13 protein-coding genes are annotated in these 15,548 nt (G+C 43.6%); 3 read left to right on the top strand and 10 right to left on the bottom strand.

Annotated features, from left to right (window positions below; genetic code table 11):
- The first annotated feature begins 74 nt into the window (after positions 1-74).
- Positions 75-413 carry a P-II family nitrogen regulator gene (locus tag V7L07_RS23280; RefSeq protein WP_012410794.1) on the top strand — a complete coding sequence of 113 codons (339 nt, stop codon included), beginning with the start codon at positions 75-77 and terminating at the stop codon, positions 411-413.
- 156 nt (positions 414-569) lie between these two features.
- Here the strand turns inward: V7L07_RS23280 and rdgB are convergent, their stop codons facing one another.
- Together rdgB and V7L07_RS23290 are read right to left on the bottom strand one after the other, a co-directional pair.
- Positions 570-1,145, bottom strand: a complete 576-nt coding sequence (rdgB, locus tag V7L07_RS23285; RefSeq protein ID WP_335061225.1) for an RdgB/HAM1 family non-canonical purine NTP pyrophosphatase — start codon at positions 1,143-1,145, stop codon at positions 570-572.
- Between the two features lie 93 nt (positions 1,146-1,238).
- Positions 1,239-2,675: a phosphoglucomutase/phosphomannomutase family protein gene (locus V7L07_RS23290; RefSeq protein WP_335061226.1), complete on the bottom strand. Its 1,437-nt coding sequence runs from the start codon at positions 2,673-2,675 to the stop codon at positions 1,239-1,241.
- 623 nt (positions 2,676-3,298) lie between these two features.
- Between V7L07_RS23290 and V7L07_RS23295 the strand changes: the two genes are divergently transcribed.
- The gene (locus V7L07_RS23295; protein WP_442936080.1) at positions 3,299-3,520 is read left to right on the top strand and encodes a ferredoxin-thioredoxin reductase variable chain; all 222 of its coding nucleotides are present in this window, start codon (positions 3,299-3,301) and stop codon (positions 3,518-3,520) included.
- A gap of 5 nt (positions 3,521-3,525) precedes the next feature.
- Here the strand turns inward: V7L07_RS23295 and V7L07_RS23300 are convergent, their stop codons facing one another.
- The 7 genes from V7L07_RS23300 to V7L07_RS23330 form a co-directional block, all read right to left on the bottom strand.
- On the bottom strand, positions 3,526-3,747 hold the full coding sequence (locus tag V7L07_RS23300) for a hypothetical protein (RefSeq protein ID WP_292853056.1): 222 nt from the start codon (positions 3,745-3,747) through the stop codon (positions 3,526-3,528).
- 115 nt (positions 3,748-3,862) lie between these two features.
- Positions 3,863-4,654 carry a YdcF family protein gene (locus V7L07_RS23305; protein ID WP_335061227.1) on the bottom strand — a complete coding sequence of 264 codons (792 nt, stop codon included), beginning with the start codon at positions 4,652-4,654 and terminating at the stop codon, positions 3,863-3,865.
- 239 nt (positions 4,655-4,893) lie between these two features.
- Positions 4,894-5,400, bottom strand: a complete 507-nt coding sequence (locus tag V7L07_RS23310) for a hypothetical protein (protein WP_335061228.1) — start codon at positions 5,398-5,400, stop codon at positions 4,894-4,896.
- A 119-nt stretch (positions 5,401-5,519) separates the two neighbouring features.
- A complete protein-coding gene (locus tag V7L07_RS23315) occupies positions 5,520-7,049 on the bottom strand; it encodes a bifunctional aminoglycoside phosphotransferase/ATP-binding protein (RefSeq protein ID WP_335061229.1) in 1,530 nt (509 codons plus the stop codon).
- A 99-nt stretch (positions 7,050-7,148) separates the two neighbouring features.
- Positions 7,149-7,754, bottom strand: a complete 606-nt coding sequence (locus V7L07_RS23320) for a 50S ribosomal protein L25/general stress protein Ctc (RefSeq protein ID WP_335061230.1) — start codon at positions 7,752-7,754, stop codon at positions 7,149-7,151.
- Positions 7,755-7,824: 70 nt separating this feature from the next.
- Positions 7,825-9,168: an adenylosuccinate synthase gene (locus V7L07_RS23325; protein ID WP_335061231.1), complete on the bottom strand. Its 1,344-nt coding sequence runs from the start codon at positions 9,166-9,168 to the stop codon at positions 7,825-7,827.
- Positions 9,169-10,428: 1,260 nt separating this feature from the next.
- A complete protein-coding gene (locus tag V7L07_RS23330; protein ID WP_335061232.1) occupies positions 10,429-10,650 on the bottom strand; it encodes a hypothetical protein in 222 nt (73 codons plus the stop codon).
- An 88-nt stretch (positions 10,651-10,738) separates the two neighbouring features.
- Between V7L07_RS23330 and nifH the strand changes: the two genes are divergently transcribed.
- Positions 10,739-11,629, top strand: coding sequence for a nitrogenase iron protein (gene nifH / locus V7L07_RS23335; RefSeq protein ID WP_179067132.1), 891 nt, complete (start codon positions 10,739-10,741; stop codon positions 11,627-11,629).
- A 700-nt stretch (positions 11,630-12,329) separates the two neighbouring features.
- Here nifH and pgmB read toward each other — a convergent pair.
- Complete coding sequence (gene pgmB, locus V7L07_RS23340) at positions 12,330-15,374, bottom strand: beta-phosphoglucomutase (protein ID WP_335061233.1); 3,045 nt, start codon at positions 15,372-15,374, stop codon at positions 12,330-12,332.
- Positions 15,375-15,548 lie beyond the last annotated feature (174 nt).

Genomic DNA, 15,548 nt, shown 5'->3' on the forward strand with positions numbered 1-15,548 from the left:
TGCTGGTTACAGCTTCAGACAGCGGATCTGGTTAGATATATAAACGAAGCTAGTAGAAGTCAGGAGTTAAAAAGATGAAAAAAGTAGAAGCTATTATCCGCCCATTTAAGCTAGATGAGGTAAAAATCGCCTTAGTTAACGCTGGTATTGTTGGCATGACTGTTTCTGAAGTCCGGGGGTTCGGACGGCAGAAAGGTCAAACTGAACGGTATCGCGGTTCTGAGTACACCGTTGAGTTTCTGCAAAAACTCAAAGTGGAAATTGTAGTTGACGATAATCAGGTTGATATGGTGGTAGACAAAATTATTGCTGCTGCCCGCACTGGTGAAATCGGCGATGGTAAAATTTTCATCTCGCCTGTTGAGCAGGTGATTCGGATTCGTACTGGCGAAAAGAACACAGAAGCAGTTTAAAAAAGTTAGGAGTTAAAAGTTAGGAGTTAAAAGTTATAAGTCAGGAGTAATGAATAAAGATTTAGCAAAATTCATAACTCCTAACTCTTGTGCAGATGCGATTAATCGCGTCTCTCCTAACTCTTGTATAGACGCGATTAATCGCGTCTCTCCTAATTAATTAACTCTCTCCAATTGCGGAAGTAAAGCTGTAAAAGCCTTGCCTCGATGGCTAATTGACCTCTTTAACTCCTTTGTCATCTCAGCAAAGGTCAATTGCAACTCTTGCACATAAAAAATTGGATCGTAGCCAAAACCGCTATCCCCACGAGGCGCATGGAGAATTTCGCCGTGGCAAACACCTTCTGATTGTAATATGATCGCACCGTCAGGACGAGCGATCGCTACTGCACAGACAAATTGAGCTTGCCGATTGACCTTGTTGCCTAATTCGCTCAATATCCTCGCAATGCGTTCTGAGTCGGTTTTGGCGTACCGTGCAGAATAAACTCCTGGTGCGCCATTTAGGGCATCTACTTGTAAACCTGAATCATCAGCAATTGCCCAGTTTCCCGTAGCTTTAGCAATTTGTGACGCTTTCAGACAAGCGTTAGCGGCAAAAGTTTCGCCCGTCTCTTCAATGTCTAATTCTTCAGGTTTGAGGGTTAATTCCCAACCAGAATTTTCCAGATAAGCTTGTATTTCCCCTAACTTACCTGGATTTCCTGTGGCTACTACGAGTAATTTGGTCATTAGTCATTGGTCATTGATCATTAGTCATTAGTCATTAGTCATTGGTCATTGGTCATTTACCAAAGACAAAGGACAAATGACTAATAATGAATTTTACTCCGCCCACCGTTTCGCCCAAGCAAGAGTTTGATGCACTTGCTCAATTGTCGGTGCTTCGCAATATAGCCGTAAAACTGGCTCAGTCCCGCTAAAGCGAATCATTAACCAGCTTTTATCAGCGAGGCGATATTTGTAGCCGTCAATTGTTTGACAATCAATTACTGCTAACCCGGCAATTTCTGTTAAGGGTTGGGTTTGCAGTTGTTGCAAAAGACGCGATCGCACTTCCATACTTGCTAAGGGTAAATCAATGCGATCGTAAGCTGAGGTAAACCCTGTTTTTTTCTGCAAGTAGCGATAATACTCACCTAAATCCAAACCAGATTCGACGATCGCCTCTAGGACGTACAATGCTGACAGCAGGGCATCGCGTTCAGGGATATGGCTACCATAGCCAATTCCTCCGGACTCTTCGCCACCCAGTAACACTTTTGCTGCTAACATTCTGTCAGCGATGTATTTATAACCAACTGCTGTCTCAAAGACTGAGAGGTTATGTAGGGCTGCCACAAGGGGCATCAAGTCGGAACCACTAACAGTTTTGACTATTTCTCCAGTAAAACCGCGCCGCAGGGTTAAATGGTCGATTAATATCGGGATTAAGACTTGGGAACTTAGGAAGTTGGCTTCTCCATCTACTGCTGCAATGCGATCGCAGTCTCCATCAAATACCAACCCCACCGTTAAACTTGATTTATCGGTTTCTCTGTGAGTCTTGATGACTTCAAATAGCTTTGAAAGGTATTTAGGCAAGGGTTCCGGCGCACCGCCACCAAATAGGGGATCGCGATCGCTGTTGATTTCTTTAACCTGATTGCCTAGTAGTCTCGCCAATCCAGTAGCAGCAGCGCCATGCATCACATCAGCAAATAACGTCAATTTACCAGATGCGATCGCTTCTCGAAGCTTGGCGATATCAACTTTACCTTCTAACGCTTGGGTATAACTAGGCCAAGGATCGAATTTCTCTTGCTTACCTGGGGTAGCTGCTAGTGGTACTCCCACCGACAACTGATCTTCTATTTCTTTTGTAACTTCTGGCGGTACTGATCCACCAAAATAACCCTTGACTTTTAAACCCAAATATTTGCCAGGATTATGGCTGGCTGTAATTACCAGTGCCCCTAAAGCATTGAGTTCTTTTGCCGCCCAACTATAAGCTGGGGTTGGGGCATAGCTTTCGCTCAGTAGCACATCAAATCCCACAGCACTGACAGTATCGGCAACAGCACGAGCAAAGTCTTCAGCCATGAATCGGCGATCGTAACCGACAATTATTGTCCGGCTACCAACCGTAGAAAAATACGTATCATATAATACTTTTGCGGCAACTGGCGCGACCAGGGCTAGGCGTTCAAAGGTGAACTCGTCACCAATAATGCCCCGCCAGCCGTCTGTACCAAACTTGATTGAGTTAGCTACAACTGGCATCTAGGTATCCTAACTGTCTACTTGAGGATTCTAGCATTTATACAGTGTGCAGAGTAAAAAAAGAATCTAGTAAAAATATGTACTAATTCAACGCCCACAGCAATTTTTCCCAAACCTGCGTAGGCGTAGCCCGTCGTAGACATCGTATTCTCCTTCCTTACCGATCTGACAAAAACTTTAGCCCTAGCACAACACGCTTAGAAAAGAAGCATTCTTTCTTTTTACTTTTGCCTTCTTGTACTAGCACCCTCCTTGAGCGTGTAACTGCCATACACGAAAATTGGTGAGAGAGTTGACCTGGGGAACATCCTAGAGTCAAGATAAAAGGGTTAGATATCTTGTCAAAGTACTAAGCACATCTGATAAATATCGCCTAATTTTCTTTCGTTTCCCTGTTTTAGGGTAAAGACGAAAGCTAGGGGCGATACTTATTTAACGCGGCAAAAAACCTAAAAAAGTACGCACGGATTGCTAAAACGTGCCTGGACGCAGAGGGTTAAATGCGCCGTTGCACCCCGATGAAGCGTCAAGAAATAGCTGATTAAATCAAATTCTAAGCGATTTAATCATATATTTTGTAGCAGATACTTGTGGAAAAGAAAATGCTAGGTGTAAATGTTGTTATGGAAGTTGGCGATCGCGTCCGCGTTAAAGATTCGGTGGTAGTGTATCATCATCCTGAACATCGGAATCAGGCTTTTGACATCAAAGGTACAGAAGGCGATGTAATCGGTATTGCCACCCAATGGCAAGGCAGACCCGTAAGTGCTAATCTGCCTGTTGTAGTTCAGTTTAGTAAAAAATTCAAAGCCCATTTACGTGAAAATGAGTTAGAAGTCATCTAAATCACTTATCGGCGGCGAAACCACTGAAAAATATTCAGTTCGCCGCGCATTCTTTTAAGTTCTTGGCGGTTTTGTTCTGCTGTTGTATAATACCAATCACAATGACGTTGAAACTCCGACCGCGACCGAACTTCGTGGTAGAACTGGTGAGTTGTTTGATAAGAGGCAAAAGCTTCCTCAACTTGGGGTTGAGGGGATGGCATAATATAAGGTAAATTTTTAGACATAAAGTTAATAAAGTTAGAAGTTTGGAGTTAGAAGTTTAGGCAATTACTACATTTCATAATTAACAATTCATAACTTAATAATTAACAACTCATAACTCATAACTCCTAACTTTAATTAAAGCCAACCGCGTAAGCGATAGATAAAAGAACCAATATACTCTTTTAAAGCGATAGTAAATTGGTGTAAGTTGTCGGTATCGGGTAATAAATTCAGTATAGCGGCTTTGGGAGTGCTGCCGAGTTCTTGCAACTCACCCTCACTCACCAAAAAGTCAGTCGGTGCAGGAATAACATTGATTCCTTGACGCCGGAAAATCTGAATCGATCGCGGTATATGCATTGCTGAAGTTACTAATAATACCTGACGAATGCCACGAGACTTCAAAATTTTTCGGACATTGACAGCATTTTGATAAGTATTGAGAGAGTCAGGTTCTTGAACAATCGCCTCAGATGGAATACCAATAGATGTGAGGATTGTTGCCATATCTGCCGACTCTGGTGAACCACTTCCACGCCAATCGATGCGGCCACCGCTGAGAATGATAATAGGCGCTTTTTTCTGACGATACAGTTGTGCGGCGTAGATGATGCGATCGCCTGCTTCACTCAAATCGACAGTAGGTCTTGGGAAAAAAGCTGATTTAGTTGCACCACCTAAAACCACAATCGCTTCGGCATTAGGTATTTGAGCGAGTGGAAGATTTTGCCATTCTAGCGATCGCACTAATGATTTAGCAATCCAGGCGTTACTACAAAATAGCAATAAAATTAGGGCAAAAGCAACTGCGATCGCCGCAGTCCGCGGTCGTCTCCACAACGTTACTAATGCTACCACTAAGCTTACACACGCTAATCCTAGTGGATAAAAAAATAGTGGCAGTAATTTAGATAGATATAAAAACATTGGGGATTGGGTATTAGAGATTAGGAATTCGAGATTGGAGATTTAGGATTAGAAATTAGGAATTACGTCTAATGTGAATTAAGTTATGAAACCCTTGTCATCTCGTCAGTGGTTTAAAACACTTTAATTTTGACCGACTCTCAAAATGCCTATGGGACAAGGGACATTTTTAATTCACATCAGGCGTGAATTAGGATTAGAATAATTTTTTCCAATCCCCAATCCCCAATCCCCAATCCCTACCTTTCCCAAAACCTGAAATTGAAACGACTTCCAGGGGCACGACGGTAACGGCGGCCAGCCCTTCTTGTTTGACGTTTGTTGATCCTCTCGTTCGTTGGTTCAACTTCGCCATCTTCTGGTTCTTCAACTTGCAACTGAGTTCTAGTTTCTTCCTTACTTCCCCACCAAGCAGTAATCCAGCCTCCAGCTAAAGCGCCTAATCCACCTAGCAAGATACTCATGGGTGCTGGATAACCCAAATATACAAAGCCCAGCATGAAAAATAACCAGTATTTCAATCCTGTATCGACACCATCAGAAGAAGCGACCGCTGGAGCCTGGGGGCTATTATCAGTTACATTGGTGATCCAGCTTAAAATGAAACCGCCCATAATTCCTAAGAAGATACTCAGGGCTGGTGCGGAGCCAGTCATGATTAATATAAATGTTAAAAATGCCCCAAATAATAGTTGAGAAAAGAAGCTAGGAGAAATACTGAAAAAGTCGTTCTTTTTGTCTGCCATAGAATAAAAAACTAACTAATTACTAATTCATAATTCGTAATTGGATCGAAAATTACGAATTACGTAGCTTGCTTCTCGCCTTCTCTACGAGACGCTACGCGAATGGCGAGTATTACGAATTATTTTAATTGTGCCTGTTGTGTTTGAGTTGTATCCCAAATCTTCACATAAGGTTGTTCCTCTTCAGTGAAAGGTTCAGCTTGTTTGATTTGTGAGGCTAATAAATCGGCGGTGGCATCAGCAATATCACCAGTGCGATTGTTCAAACGCTCTTTTATCACTTCAAGGGGTGCTGTGCATTGGATAATCTGAATAGGAAGTTGGTGCTTTGTAGCTTGTGCGATCGCTTCTTGCCGTAAATGTTGTTTATCATACTTGGCATCCAAAATTACCGAAAAACCTTGTTTAGCCAAGATAATTCCCAATTCTAACAGCCGTGTGTAAGTTTTCGCGGTCATCTCCGGCGTATACAAATCATCGCCACCCTTTTCCCACAAAGGAATTCCCCCTAAATGCTTCCGTACCGCATCCGAACGCAGGTGAATCGCTCCCTGTTGACGGGCTAAAGACCTGGCTGTGGTACTTTTACCAGAACCCGACAACCCCGACATCAAAATTAGTTGTCCCTGGTTTGGTTTAGTGTATTCCCAAGCCTGTTTGTAATAGTCAGCAGCCGTTTTTGTTGCTTCTTCCTTTACTGTCGCAGGTACACTCGGATCATCTAACAAAAATGATGTCACCTTAGCTCGGACATAAGCCTGACGACTTAAATATAAAGGCAGCACTTGTAAGCCTTCCCAGTCACCAGTTTGCTCTATATAGGCATTCAAAAACGCATTACCCAAATCTTTGCGCTGGCGGGCTTCCAAATCCATCACCGTGAACGCCACATCGTACATCACATCGACAAAGCGGAACGGCTCATTAAACTCAATGCAATCGAACAACAAGATTTTATCGTGCCACAGGGCAATATTTCTCAGGTGTAAATCCCCGTGACATTCACGAATATAGTTGTTGTGAATTCTGCTAGCGAATAACTCTGGACGTTCGGCAAAAAATTTATCTGTATATTGCTTTGTTTCTGTAAACTGCGTCTGCGTCTGGGGGCCGCCAATATATTTCTCACTTTGCTCATAATTCTCATCAAAGGCAGCCCGGACATTTGGCACTTCCCCAAAAGTACGAATATAATCATTTGTTTGTGCTTCAGCATGGTATTGAGCCACTACCCGCCCCAACTCATCTAGGCGTGTCTCATTTAACTTACCTTCTTCAAAAAGCGTACTTAATAGCGACTCTTGCGGAAACTGGCGCATCTTCAGCGTATATTCTACAGCCTCGCTCGTTCCCTCTAACTGGTATTGCTCCCCAACCAAAGTTATGGGCAAAACTTCTAAATACAGTTCACCAGCACCGCGCTGATTTAACCGTAACTCTTCCTGACAAAAATGCTGCCGCTTATCTAAGGTGGAAAAGTCCAAAAAGCCAAAATTCACAGGTTTTTTCAGCTTATAAGCGTAATCCCCAGTTAACAGCACATAAGAAACGTGGGTTTGAATTAGTTGAATAGGTTCTGTTACTGTATGGGGATAAAATCCCGGCTGCAACATTTGCTGAATTAAAGCTGGAAGAGTCGCTTCTGTCATCTCTGTCCTCTGCGCTCTCTGCGCCTCTGCGGTTCAAATACAAAAAAACCAGGAGTTACCCCCTGGTGTCATCAAAAATTATTACACAGTTTAACTAGCTTAAGAAGCTGCCTCAGTTTCAGTTTCCGTACCAGCATCTTCAGCGCTAATTTGTGGTGGCAAAACGCTGACAACAAGTCGCTCTGATTCAGCTAGAGGTGTAACACCTTCAGGAAAGGGTATATCACTAATACTCAAGCTGTCGCCAATTTGCAGGTTAGAGACATCGATTTCGATGACATCTGGGATGTTTTCTGGCGCACAACTCACTTGCAATTCAGTGATTACGGTGTCTAACACGCCACCTGCTTGTTTAACACCAACAGCAGTTCCCACAAACCGCAGACGTACTTCTACGGTGGTGTCACCGTGGCCAGCAACCGCGAAAAAGCTGAGGTGATAAGGCGTACCTTTGGCTGGATGGATCTGAAGTTCCCGCAGCAAGGTTTTACCGCGCCAAGGTGCATCAGCAATATTCAACTCAATCAAGGTGTTGTTAACGGAAGCTCTTTTGAGCAAACGCTCAACAGTTTTGGCTTCAATAGTCAAAGAAATGGATTCTGTTCCCTTATGACCATACAAATTTGCAGGTATCAGTCCAGCACGGCGCAAAGCTTTTGGCTTGCTGCCTTCTGGGCGTTTTTGAGATTCGACTGTAATAGCCATAAAAGTTGTCCTTTGTCAGTTGTCATTAGTCATTAAATCCTACTACTCAGCACTCAGCACTCAGCACTGACTAAGCACTAAGTAGGGTAGCAGGTGTCCCGTCAGGGTGCAATAAAGCGCGTTTGGGCCCGTGGATGGGGTCTTCTACGATTATGGTTTGATCGCGGCTGGCTCCGAGTGAGACGATCGCGATCGGAACTTCCATCAATTCAGCTAAGAATTTGAGATAATCCAATGCTCTTTGTGGCAAGTCTTCCAGGGTGCGGCATTCAGTTGTTGACACTTTCCACCCTGGTAAGGTTTTGTAGATGGGGCGACATCTAGCAAATTGACCAGAACTGGTGGGGAAGTGTTCGCTACGTTGACCATCTATGTCATAAGCTACACAAACTTGAATCTCCTCTAATTCATCGAGGACATCCAGTTTGGTCAGCGCCATACAATCCATACCGTTAATCCGCACGGCATAGCGGCCAATGACAGCATCAAACCAGCCACAGCGCCGTTTGCGTCCGGTAGTTGTGCCAAATTCGGCACCGCGATCGCACAGCAACTCTCCCAACTCTCCATCTAACTCAGTGGGAAATGGCCCCTCTCCGACACGAGTTGTATAGGCTTTTGACACCCCAATTACCCGATCAATCATTGTCGGCCCTACCCCCGCACCAACACAAGCCCCACCTGCTACCGGGTTAGAGGAGGTTACATAAGGATAAGTTCCATGATCTAGATCGAGGAGCGTACCTTGTGCGCCTTCAAACAAAATATTGCGCCGTCGCTGAATCGCATCGTATATTTTCAACGATGTATCAATAACATAAGGGCGCAAGCGTTCTGCATAACCCAAATACTGTTCAATCACCTCTTGTGGATCTAGAGGCGGCAAGTTGTAAAGCTTTTCTAAAATGACGTTTTTATAATTAATCGTCCACTCTAACTGCTCGCGTAGTCCATCCGGGTTCATCAAGTCTAAAACCCGAATGCCTGTACGCTCAGATTTGTCAGCATAAGTCGGCCCAATGCCCCGACCTGTTGTGCCGATCTTATGGCTTCCCCGTCGTTCTTCCGATGCCTGGTCAATCAACCGATGATAAGGCATGGTTACGTGGGCTGTCTCAGATATCAGCAGGTGGTCAGTGGAAATATTTAAATCTTTTAGTTGGTCGATTTCTGCGATCAAAATCTGTGGATCGATCACTGTTCCACAGCCGATAATGCAATCGGTATTTGGATACAAAATACCAGAGGGAATCAAGTGCAGTTTAAAGGTCTGACCTTTGACTACAATCGTGTGTCCAGCATTGACACCCCCTTGGTAACGCACCACAACATCTGCGGAACGACTGAGTAAGTCAGTTATTTTACCTTTTCCTTCATCGCCCCATTGGGCACCTATGACAATGACGTTAGCCAAGAGCTTATATTAAGAAGTAAAGTTTCCACAAACTATTATTATTAACACATTGCGTGAATCATGTCAATCATAAAATTCCTCCAATTTATCGGGGTATTTAGAAGCTTGGGCGAAAGTCTAAGTTGCGGCCCTCCCCCGTGATTGCCTACTGTCTACACACCAGTCGGAAATAGTAGTCTGTCAAGGAATAATTGACGAGTATATTTTCTGTAGAGACGGCGATTTATTGCGTCTGTGTAACGTGCCAGTTTTTTAGACGCGATTCATCGCGTCTCTACATGAGGGCTTTCTGGTTCATCCCAAGCGTGGGGTAAAACTGGATCTGACTTTATTTACAAAACTTTTGACTGCAAAAATCAGAAATTATGTTTTCTTTATCAAACATTAGTTTTAAGTACTTTTATCAAATACCCAAAAGTATCTAACTGCACATATTGTCTATGAGAAATAATTTTATTAATTAGCAACGAGCGAAGACGTAACTTATGACTATTAAAGGTTCTAAGAATAATCTTCTATTAAATAGATAAATAATTTGAGATTCGGCAAATTAATTAGTGAGATGTATGTTATGGTTTTTATAGGAATCAAACAAGTAGAAATACAAAAAGACTTCAAGACAAATTTGAGGCAAGCTCAAGAAAGTTTTTTTGCTCTGGTAAGTCCCCTTCAATTAGCTACATCTTTTTTCAACGAAAATCTAAAACTAGATTGAGTAGGATAGTAGCCTTTGTAACAACTTGAAGTCAATCAAAATTTATCTGGGTATGAGCCAATAAGAGTTGGCTAACCTAGCTAGAGCATTACTCGCCGAAGGCAATTACTCTTGGAGTCTGGGAAGAAAGACTCTTAGTACAGCCTGACAATTCAATAGAAATACAGAATATTTACTAACTTCGTCTTGCGGGAGTAAAGGTTTTCAACCGCAAACTAAGTTGAAGCAGTTGTTGACTTTTGGAACGAAAACTTCAAGCAGAATGGTGTCGTTCCATAATTTCGAGGAATTTAACCATACTGTCAAAAGTCACCAAAATATTATCTAAGCCACAGTGTTAGGGGTTGCCTGTGCAGGCATGATATTACTGCATCTGTAACTGCTAATTTTAGGCTGAAATTTATCCTGCTGCATCAATCACGAAACGAGAAGCGCTATAGATTTTCTTGGTTACTTGACATCAACAAAATCAGAAAAGTTGTAGCGACCATTTAAGAGTGGATTGCAATTTGGTTGGTTGTGTGGTTCAGAGAACAAATCTGCGTTCATTTGAATTCCTGCTGCAACCACTCTTGAGGCTTGAGCAACCATTTGGGATTGTTTACAACAGCTGATAATGCTGAAGTCATAGTTTCAAAGACTTCGTTATTAGGAGATGAGATTTTTCTATCTCTTAAGCCGTGTCTGACGAAAAGCCGCTCTGCGTCTACGTTTCGTGGGTAAATATGTTCTGATTTTAAATGTTTTTGCCAGGGTGCAATTGCCAACAGGCTCTACTTCCCTACTCCACCAAGGGTGAATATCTCACATCAAGCTTCCGACTCATCAACTAAATCATTGTAGGAAAACACAACCATGACTGACCAAAAAATTAGACAAATAGCTTTCTATGGTAAAGGCGGTATTGGTAAATCTACCACTTCTCAAAACACCCTAGCAGCTATGGCTGAAATGGGTCAACGCATTCTGATTGTCGGTTGCGATCCTAAAGCTGACTCTACTCGTTTGATGCTACATAGTAAGGCTCAAACAAGCGTTCTGCAATTAGCTGCTGAACGTGGCGCTGTAGAAGATATTGAACTCGAAGAAGTAATGCTGACCGGTTTCCGCGATGTACGTTGTGTGGAATCTGGTGGACCTGAACCTGGTGTAGGTTGCGCTGGTCGTGGTATTATCACCGCTATCAACTTCTTGGAAGAAAACGGTGCTTACAAAGATGTTGATTTTGTAAGTTACGACGTTTTGGGTGACGTTGTGTGTGGTGGTTTCGCTATGCCTATCCGTGAAGGTAAGGCGCAAGAAATCTACATCGTTACCTCTGGTGAAATGATGGCAATGTATGCAGCTAACAACATTGCTCGTGGTGTTCTCAAATATGCTCACACAGGCGGCGTGCGCTTGGGTGGTCTGATTTGTAACAGCCGTAACGTTGACCGGGAAATCGATTTAATCGAAACCTTGGCAAAACGTTTGAACACCCAAATGATTCACTACGTACCTCGTGACAACATTGTTCAACACGCTGAATTGCGCCGGATGACTGTTAACGAGTACGCACCTGATAGCAATCAAAGTAACGAATATCGGACATTGGCTACCAAGATTATCGACAACAAGAACCTCACTGTCCCCACCCCCATTGAGATGGAAGAGTTAGAAGAGTTGTTGATTGAATTCGGTATCCTGGAAAGCGACGAAAATACTGCAATGCTGGTTGGTAAGTCTGCTACTGAAGCACCTGTTTAAAGTGTTGCTAGGTCAATAATGGTTTAGGGTGGGCAGCAGCCCACCTTTTTCCATTTCTTTGTTTCAATCTCTAATAACTCAAGTTGCTAATTAATCGGATTTTTTGAATTTCACTTTTGAATTTTGAATTGGTGTGCTGACAGCAGTTTTCATGTATTTGAACTACATTTGTCGTCAGGGCACAGCATTGCTCATTGGTATCAACTTAACATGAAACCGTTTGTCCGCCGGGAATTGAAATTCCCGTCTCATAGCTAAAGTCATCTGAAGATGACTAAATATCGCCAAAAATCTCCAGTCTACTTCAGTAGACTTTAGAGGCTGTTTGAAAAGTCTAATTTAATACCAGCCCTGGCGATTAGAAATCGCGGCTACACAGACAAAACCCACCTCCGTGGGTTGAAGAACTTGATTTTGTGTTAGTCAGCGGAGGCGGACAATGCCAGTGTAGTAGCGAATTATATTCGCTCAAAACTTTTCAAACATCCTCTTAGCCTACTAGCCCGGAAATTTATTTCCGGGCGGACATGGAAGCCAACAGTTAAGCTATTTCCAGCTTAAGTTGACCCCAATGAGCAATGCTGTGCCCTATTGTGTATTGCTTCTATTCGAGAACCGCTATAAAATCCCCTCCAGTCAGAAAATTTGGAGAGGCAGATATTATATAAAATAATTGCGATCGCACAAGATCGCCCATAACCTACTGAAAGCTATTGGATACCTTGAAGATATTCGCCGAGATTTTACTGAATTGATCTCGAAGGTCTGCCCATTTAATACCTGCGAGGCTGGGTAAAACAATATGAGCGGCTCCAACTCGTTCAACGGGGCCTAGTCCTACAGCCCACATACCAGCAGCTAGGGCTGCATCAATACCAGCTGTGGCATCTTCTACAACTACAGATTGCTCTGGTTTAATTCCTAGTTGCTTGGCTGCGTACAGAAATAAGTCTGGTGCTGGCTTTGGTTCCTGTACACTGTAACCGTCAGCGATCGCATCTACTTTGTCCACAATGCCTAATCGCTCTAGGACTGTTCGGGCATTTTTGCTGGCTGAACCAATACCAATTTTAATCCCAGCTTGTCGCAGTTCATCCAAAAGGGCGATCGCACCTGGTAACAAATCCTTGGGTGTCATGTTTTGGATTAACTCTACATAGTAGCGATTTTTACGCTCCATCATCTCTTGGATTTGTGCTTCTGAATACGGTCTATCGCCAATAATCAGCATCAGCGAAGCACGACGGGATACACCCCGTAGGGCTTCGTTAGCTTCCCGATTAAATGGTATACCCTCTTCATCTGCTAGCTTTTTCCAAGCTAAATAGTGAAGTTCTGCTGTATCTGTTAGCACGCCATCTAAATCGAAGATAAATCCTTGGATGTTGGGTATTGGGGATTGGGGATTGGGTATTGGGTATTGGGGATTGGGTATTGGGGATTGGGTATTGGGGATTGGGGATTGGGTATTAGTTATTCCCTTTGTCCCCTTATCCCCCAGTCCCCAGTCCCCAGTCCCCTTATCCCCCAGTCCCCCAGTCCCCAATCCCTTCAAATCAAACTCGTGCCATTTCCCTTGCCAGTGCAGTTTAAACTTCAGGCGCGTCCAGCCTGGGGGGAGGTGAGGATTGGCTACAGGGCCATTTTCGGTGAGTTGGATGCCGCCGAATCCAAAAATTACAGCTTGCCAAATACCACCAGCACTAGCGCCATGAATTCCATCCCTGGTGTTACCTCGGTTATCTTCAAGATCAACCATTAACGCTCGCATAAACTGTTCGTAAGCTTCGGTTGATTTGCCTAAGTCGGAAGCTAAGATCGCCTGAACTGATGGGCCAAGAGAGGAACCATAGGTAATATCAGTGCGGGGTGCGTAGTAGTCCCAGTTTGTTTGTAATGCTTTTTCGTTATAGGGAAAATCTGCTGATTCCCGCATTAAATATAGGAGCATTAATATATCTGGCTGCTTGATTACTTGATATTTATTGATTTGATCGACACCTAAAATAGCCTGCATGGAGCGATCGCGTGGTTCATAATCTGCTAAGTTGATATCTTCCGATTGAAAAAATCCCTCGAACTGCTCGATTAATTCTGTTGATGGGTCATAGAGAAACAATATTTTAGCGATGATGTCTTGCCAGTGCAATGTTTCTTGGGAGGTGAGTTGCAGTTTCGCCTCTAGTTCAGTCGCTCGTTCGGGAAATTTGTGAGTTAACCAGTCATAAACTGCGATCGCTTTCTCTAGATGCCATTGCGCCATACGGTTTGTAAAGGCGTTATTGTGGACTAATTCATGATATTCATCCGCTCCAATCACTCCCCGAATTTCATACTTTTCACGCTCAGGATTGAATTCCACCCGGCTACTCCAAAAGATCGCCGCATCCAAGATTACCTCTGCACCATACTTTTGCATCCACTCATCATCAGCAGTAGCTTGCCAGTAATTCCAAATCGCGTAGGGGATATCTGCATTAATATGAATTTCGCGATCGCGGCACCAAATTCGCACATCTTCACCGTAAAAATCACTGCCGATAGCCCAACGCGGTGTAACTTCATCCCCAGTTTCAGCACTTTCCCAGGCAAACATTGCCCCTTTATAGCCGTAATGAATTGCCTTGCGTCTAGCTCCGGCTAAAGTGTGCCAACGGTAACTGAGTAAGTTCCGGGCGATCGCTGGTTGGGTAAACAGAAACAAGGGATGCATAAAAATTTCTGTATCCCAAAAGATATGACCGCGATAGCCAAACCCAGAAAGGGTTTTAGCGGGAATGCTCACTCTATCATCATTCCAGGGAGCAGCAATCAGCAGTTGAAACAGATTGTAGCGAACTGCAAAAGTTGCTGTGCTATCCCCCTCAATCAGGATGTCACTTTGCTGCCAAACCTGATTCCATGCTTGCTCATTGGCTTTTAGTAATGTTGTGTAATCTGGCAGGTGCGCGAGTTTTTCTTGAGCGGCTGTGACTGGTGTTTCTATCTCCCGTGAGGTAAAAACTGTCACGATTTTTTCCACTGTTACAGTCTGTTGCGCTTTCCCAAAGAAGGACGTGGTTAAGGTGGGATAACCAGGTGCGGTATTGACTTGCAAAGATGCTTCACTACCTGATATTGTCACCTTAGCTGCCATACCGAGTTCAATTCTGGAACTGCGGGTGCGGCGTTGCAACCAAATTCCTTGGTCGATTTTACCTTGATCTAGCCCTTCCCAGTGATTAAAACCTTGATTTTCAGGATAGCCATTAATACTAGCTTGAACTTCAATTAACCCCTCAAAATCTACTGGCGTTAAATGGCAGCGTAACGCCAACACGTGCGGATCTGCAAGACTAGCAAAGCGTTCAAAGCTGATATCTATAGTATTCCCACTGGGAGAGCGCCAACGTAAAGCACGAGTCAGCAATCCTTGGCGTAAATCAAGCTGTCGCTCATAGTGTAATATTTCACCTTGATCGAGACGGAAGCGATCGCCATTCACAATCACTATCAAGGGTAGCCAGTCAGGGCAATTTACCAGTTCAGTGTACACCACTGGCACATCATCGTAGACACCATTTATAAAAGTAGCTGGCGATGCATGAGGATAACCCTCTTCAAAACTGCCTCTTGTTCCCAGATATCCATTGCCAATTGTAAAGACAGTTTCTTTGGACTGTAATTGCTCAGGGTCAAACTGGGTTTCGATTAATATCCAATCTGTGTAGGTAAATTGGGGTATGGGGCATTGGGCATTGGGCATGGGAATTAGGGATTGAGGACTTTGAGGTAGATGAATAAGTCTTTTAACTCAATGAACAGAGTTCTGAGGTAGATGAACGGAGTTCTGAGGTAGATGAACGGAGTTCTGAGGTAGATGAACGGAGTTCTGAGGTAGATGAACGGAGTTCTGAGGTAGATGAACGGAGTTCTGAGG

Origin of the sequence: Nostoc sp., from assembly GCF_036916985.1 — a bacterium.
GTDB lineage: Bacteria > Cyanobacteriota > Cyanobacteriia > Cyanobacteriales > Nostocaceae > Nostoc.

Excerpts from the sequence above, each read along its gene's own strand:
- V7L07_RS23280 (WP_012410794.1), top strand. The coding sequence starts at position 75 with ATGAAAAAAGTAGAAGCTATTATCCGCCCATTTAAGCTAGATGAGGTA.
- rdgB (WP_335061225.1), bottom strand. The coding sequence starts at position 1,145 with ATGACCAAATTACTCGTAGTAGCCACAGGAAATCCAGGTAAGTTAGGG.
- V7L07_RS23290 (WP_335061226.1), bottom strand. The coding sequence starts at position 2,675 with ATGCCAGTTGTAGCTAACTCAATCAAGTTTGGTACAGACGGCTGGCGG.
- V7L07_RS23295 (WP_442936080.1), top strand. The coding sequence starts at position 3,299 with ATGGAAGTTGGCGATCGCGTCCGCGTTAAAGATTCGGTGGTAGTGTAT.
- V7L07_RS23300 (WP_292853056.1), bottom strand. The coding sequence starts at position 3,747 with ATGTCTAAAAATTTACCTTATATTATGCCATCCCCTCAACCCCAAGTT.
- V7L07_RS23305 (WP_335061227.1), bottom strand. The coding sequence starts at position 4,654 with ATGTTTTTATATCTATCTAAATTACTGCCACTATTTTTTTATCCACTA.
- V7L07_RS23310 (WP_335061228.1), bottom strand. The coding sequence starts at position 5,400 with ATGGCAGACAAAAAGAACGACTTTTTCAGTATTTCTCCTAGCTTCTTT.
- V7L07_RS23315 (WP_335061229.1), bottom strand. The coding sequence starts at position 7,049 with ATGACAGAAGCGACTCTTCCAGCTTTAATTCAGCAAATGTTGCAGCCG.
- V7L07_RS23320 (WP_335061230.1), bottom strand. The coding sequence starts at position 7,754 with ATGGCTATTACAGTCGAATCTCAAAAACGCCCAGAAGGCAGCAAGCCA.
- nifH (WP_179067132.1), top strand. The coding sequence starts at position 10,739 with ATGACTGACCAAAAAATTAGACAAATAGCTTTCTATGGTAAAGGCGGT.
- pgmB (WP_335061233.1), bottom strand. The coding sequence starts at position 15,374 with ATGCCCAATGCCCAATGCCCCATACCCCAATTTACCTACACAGATTGG.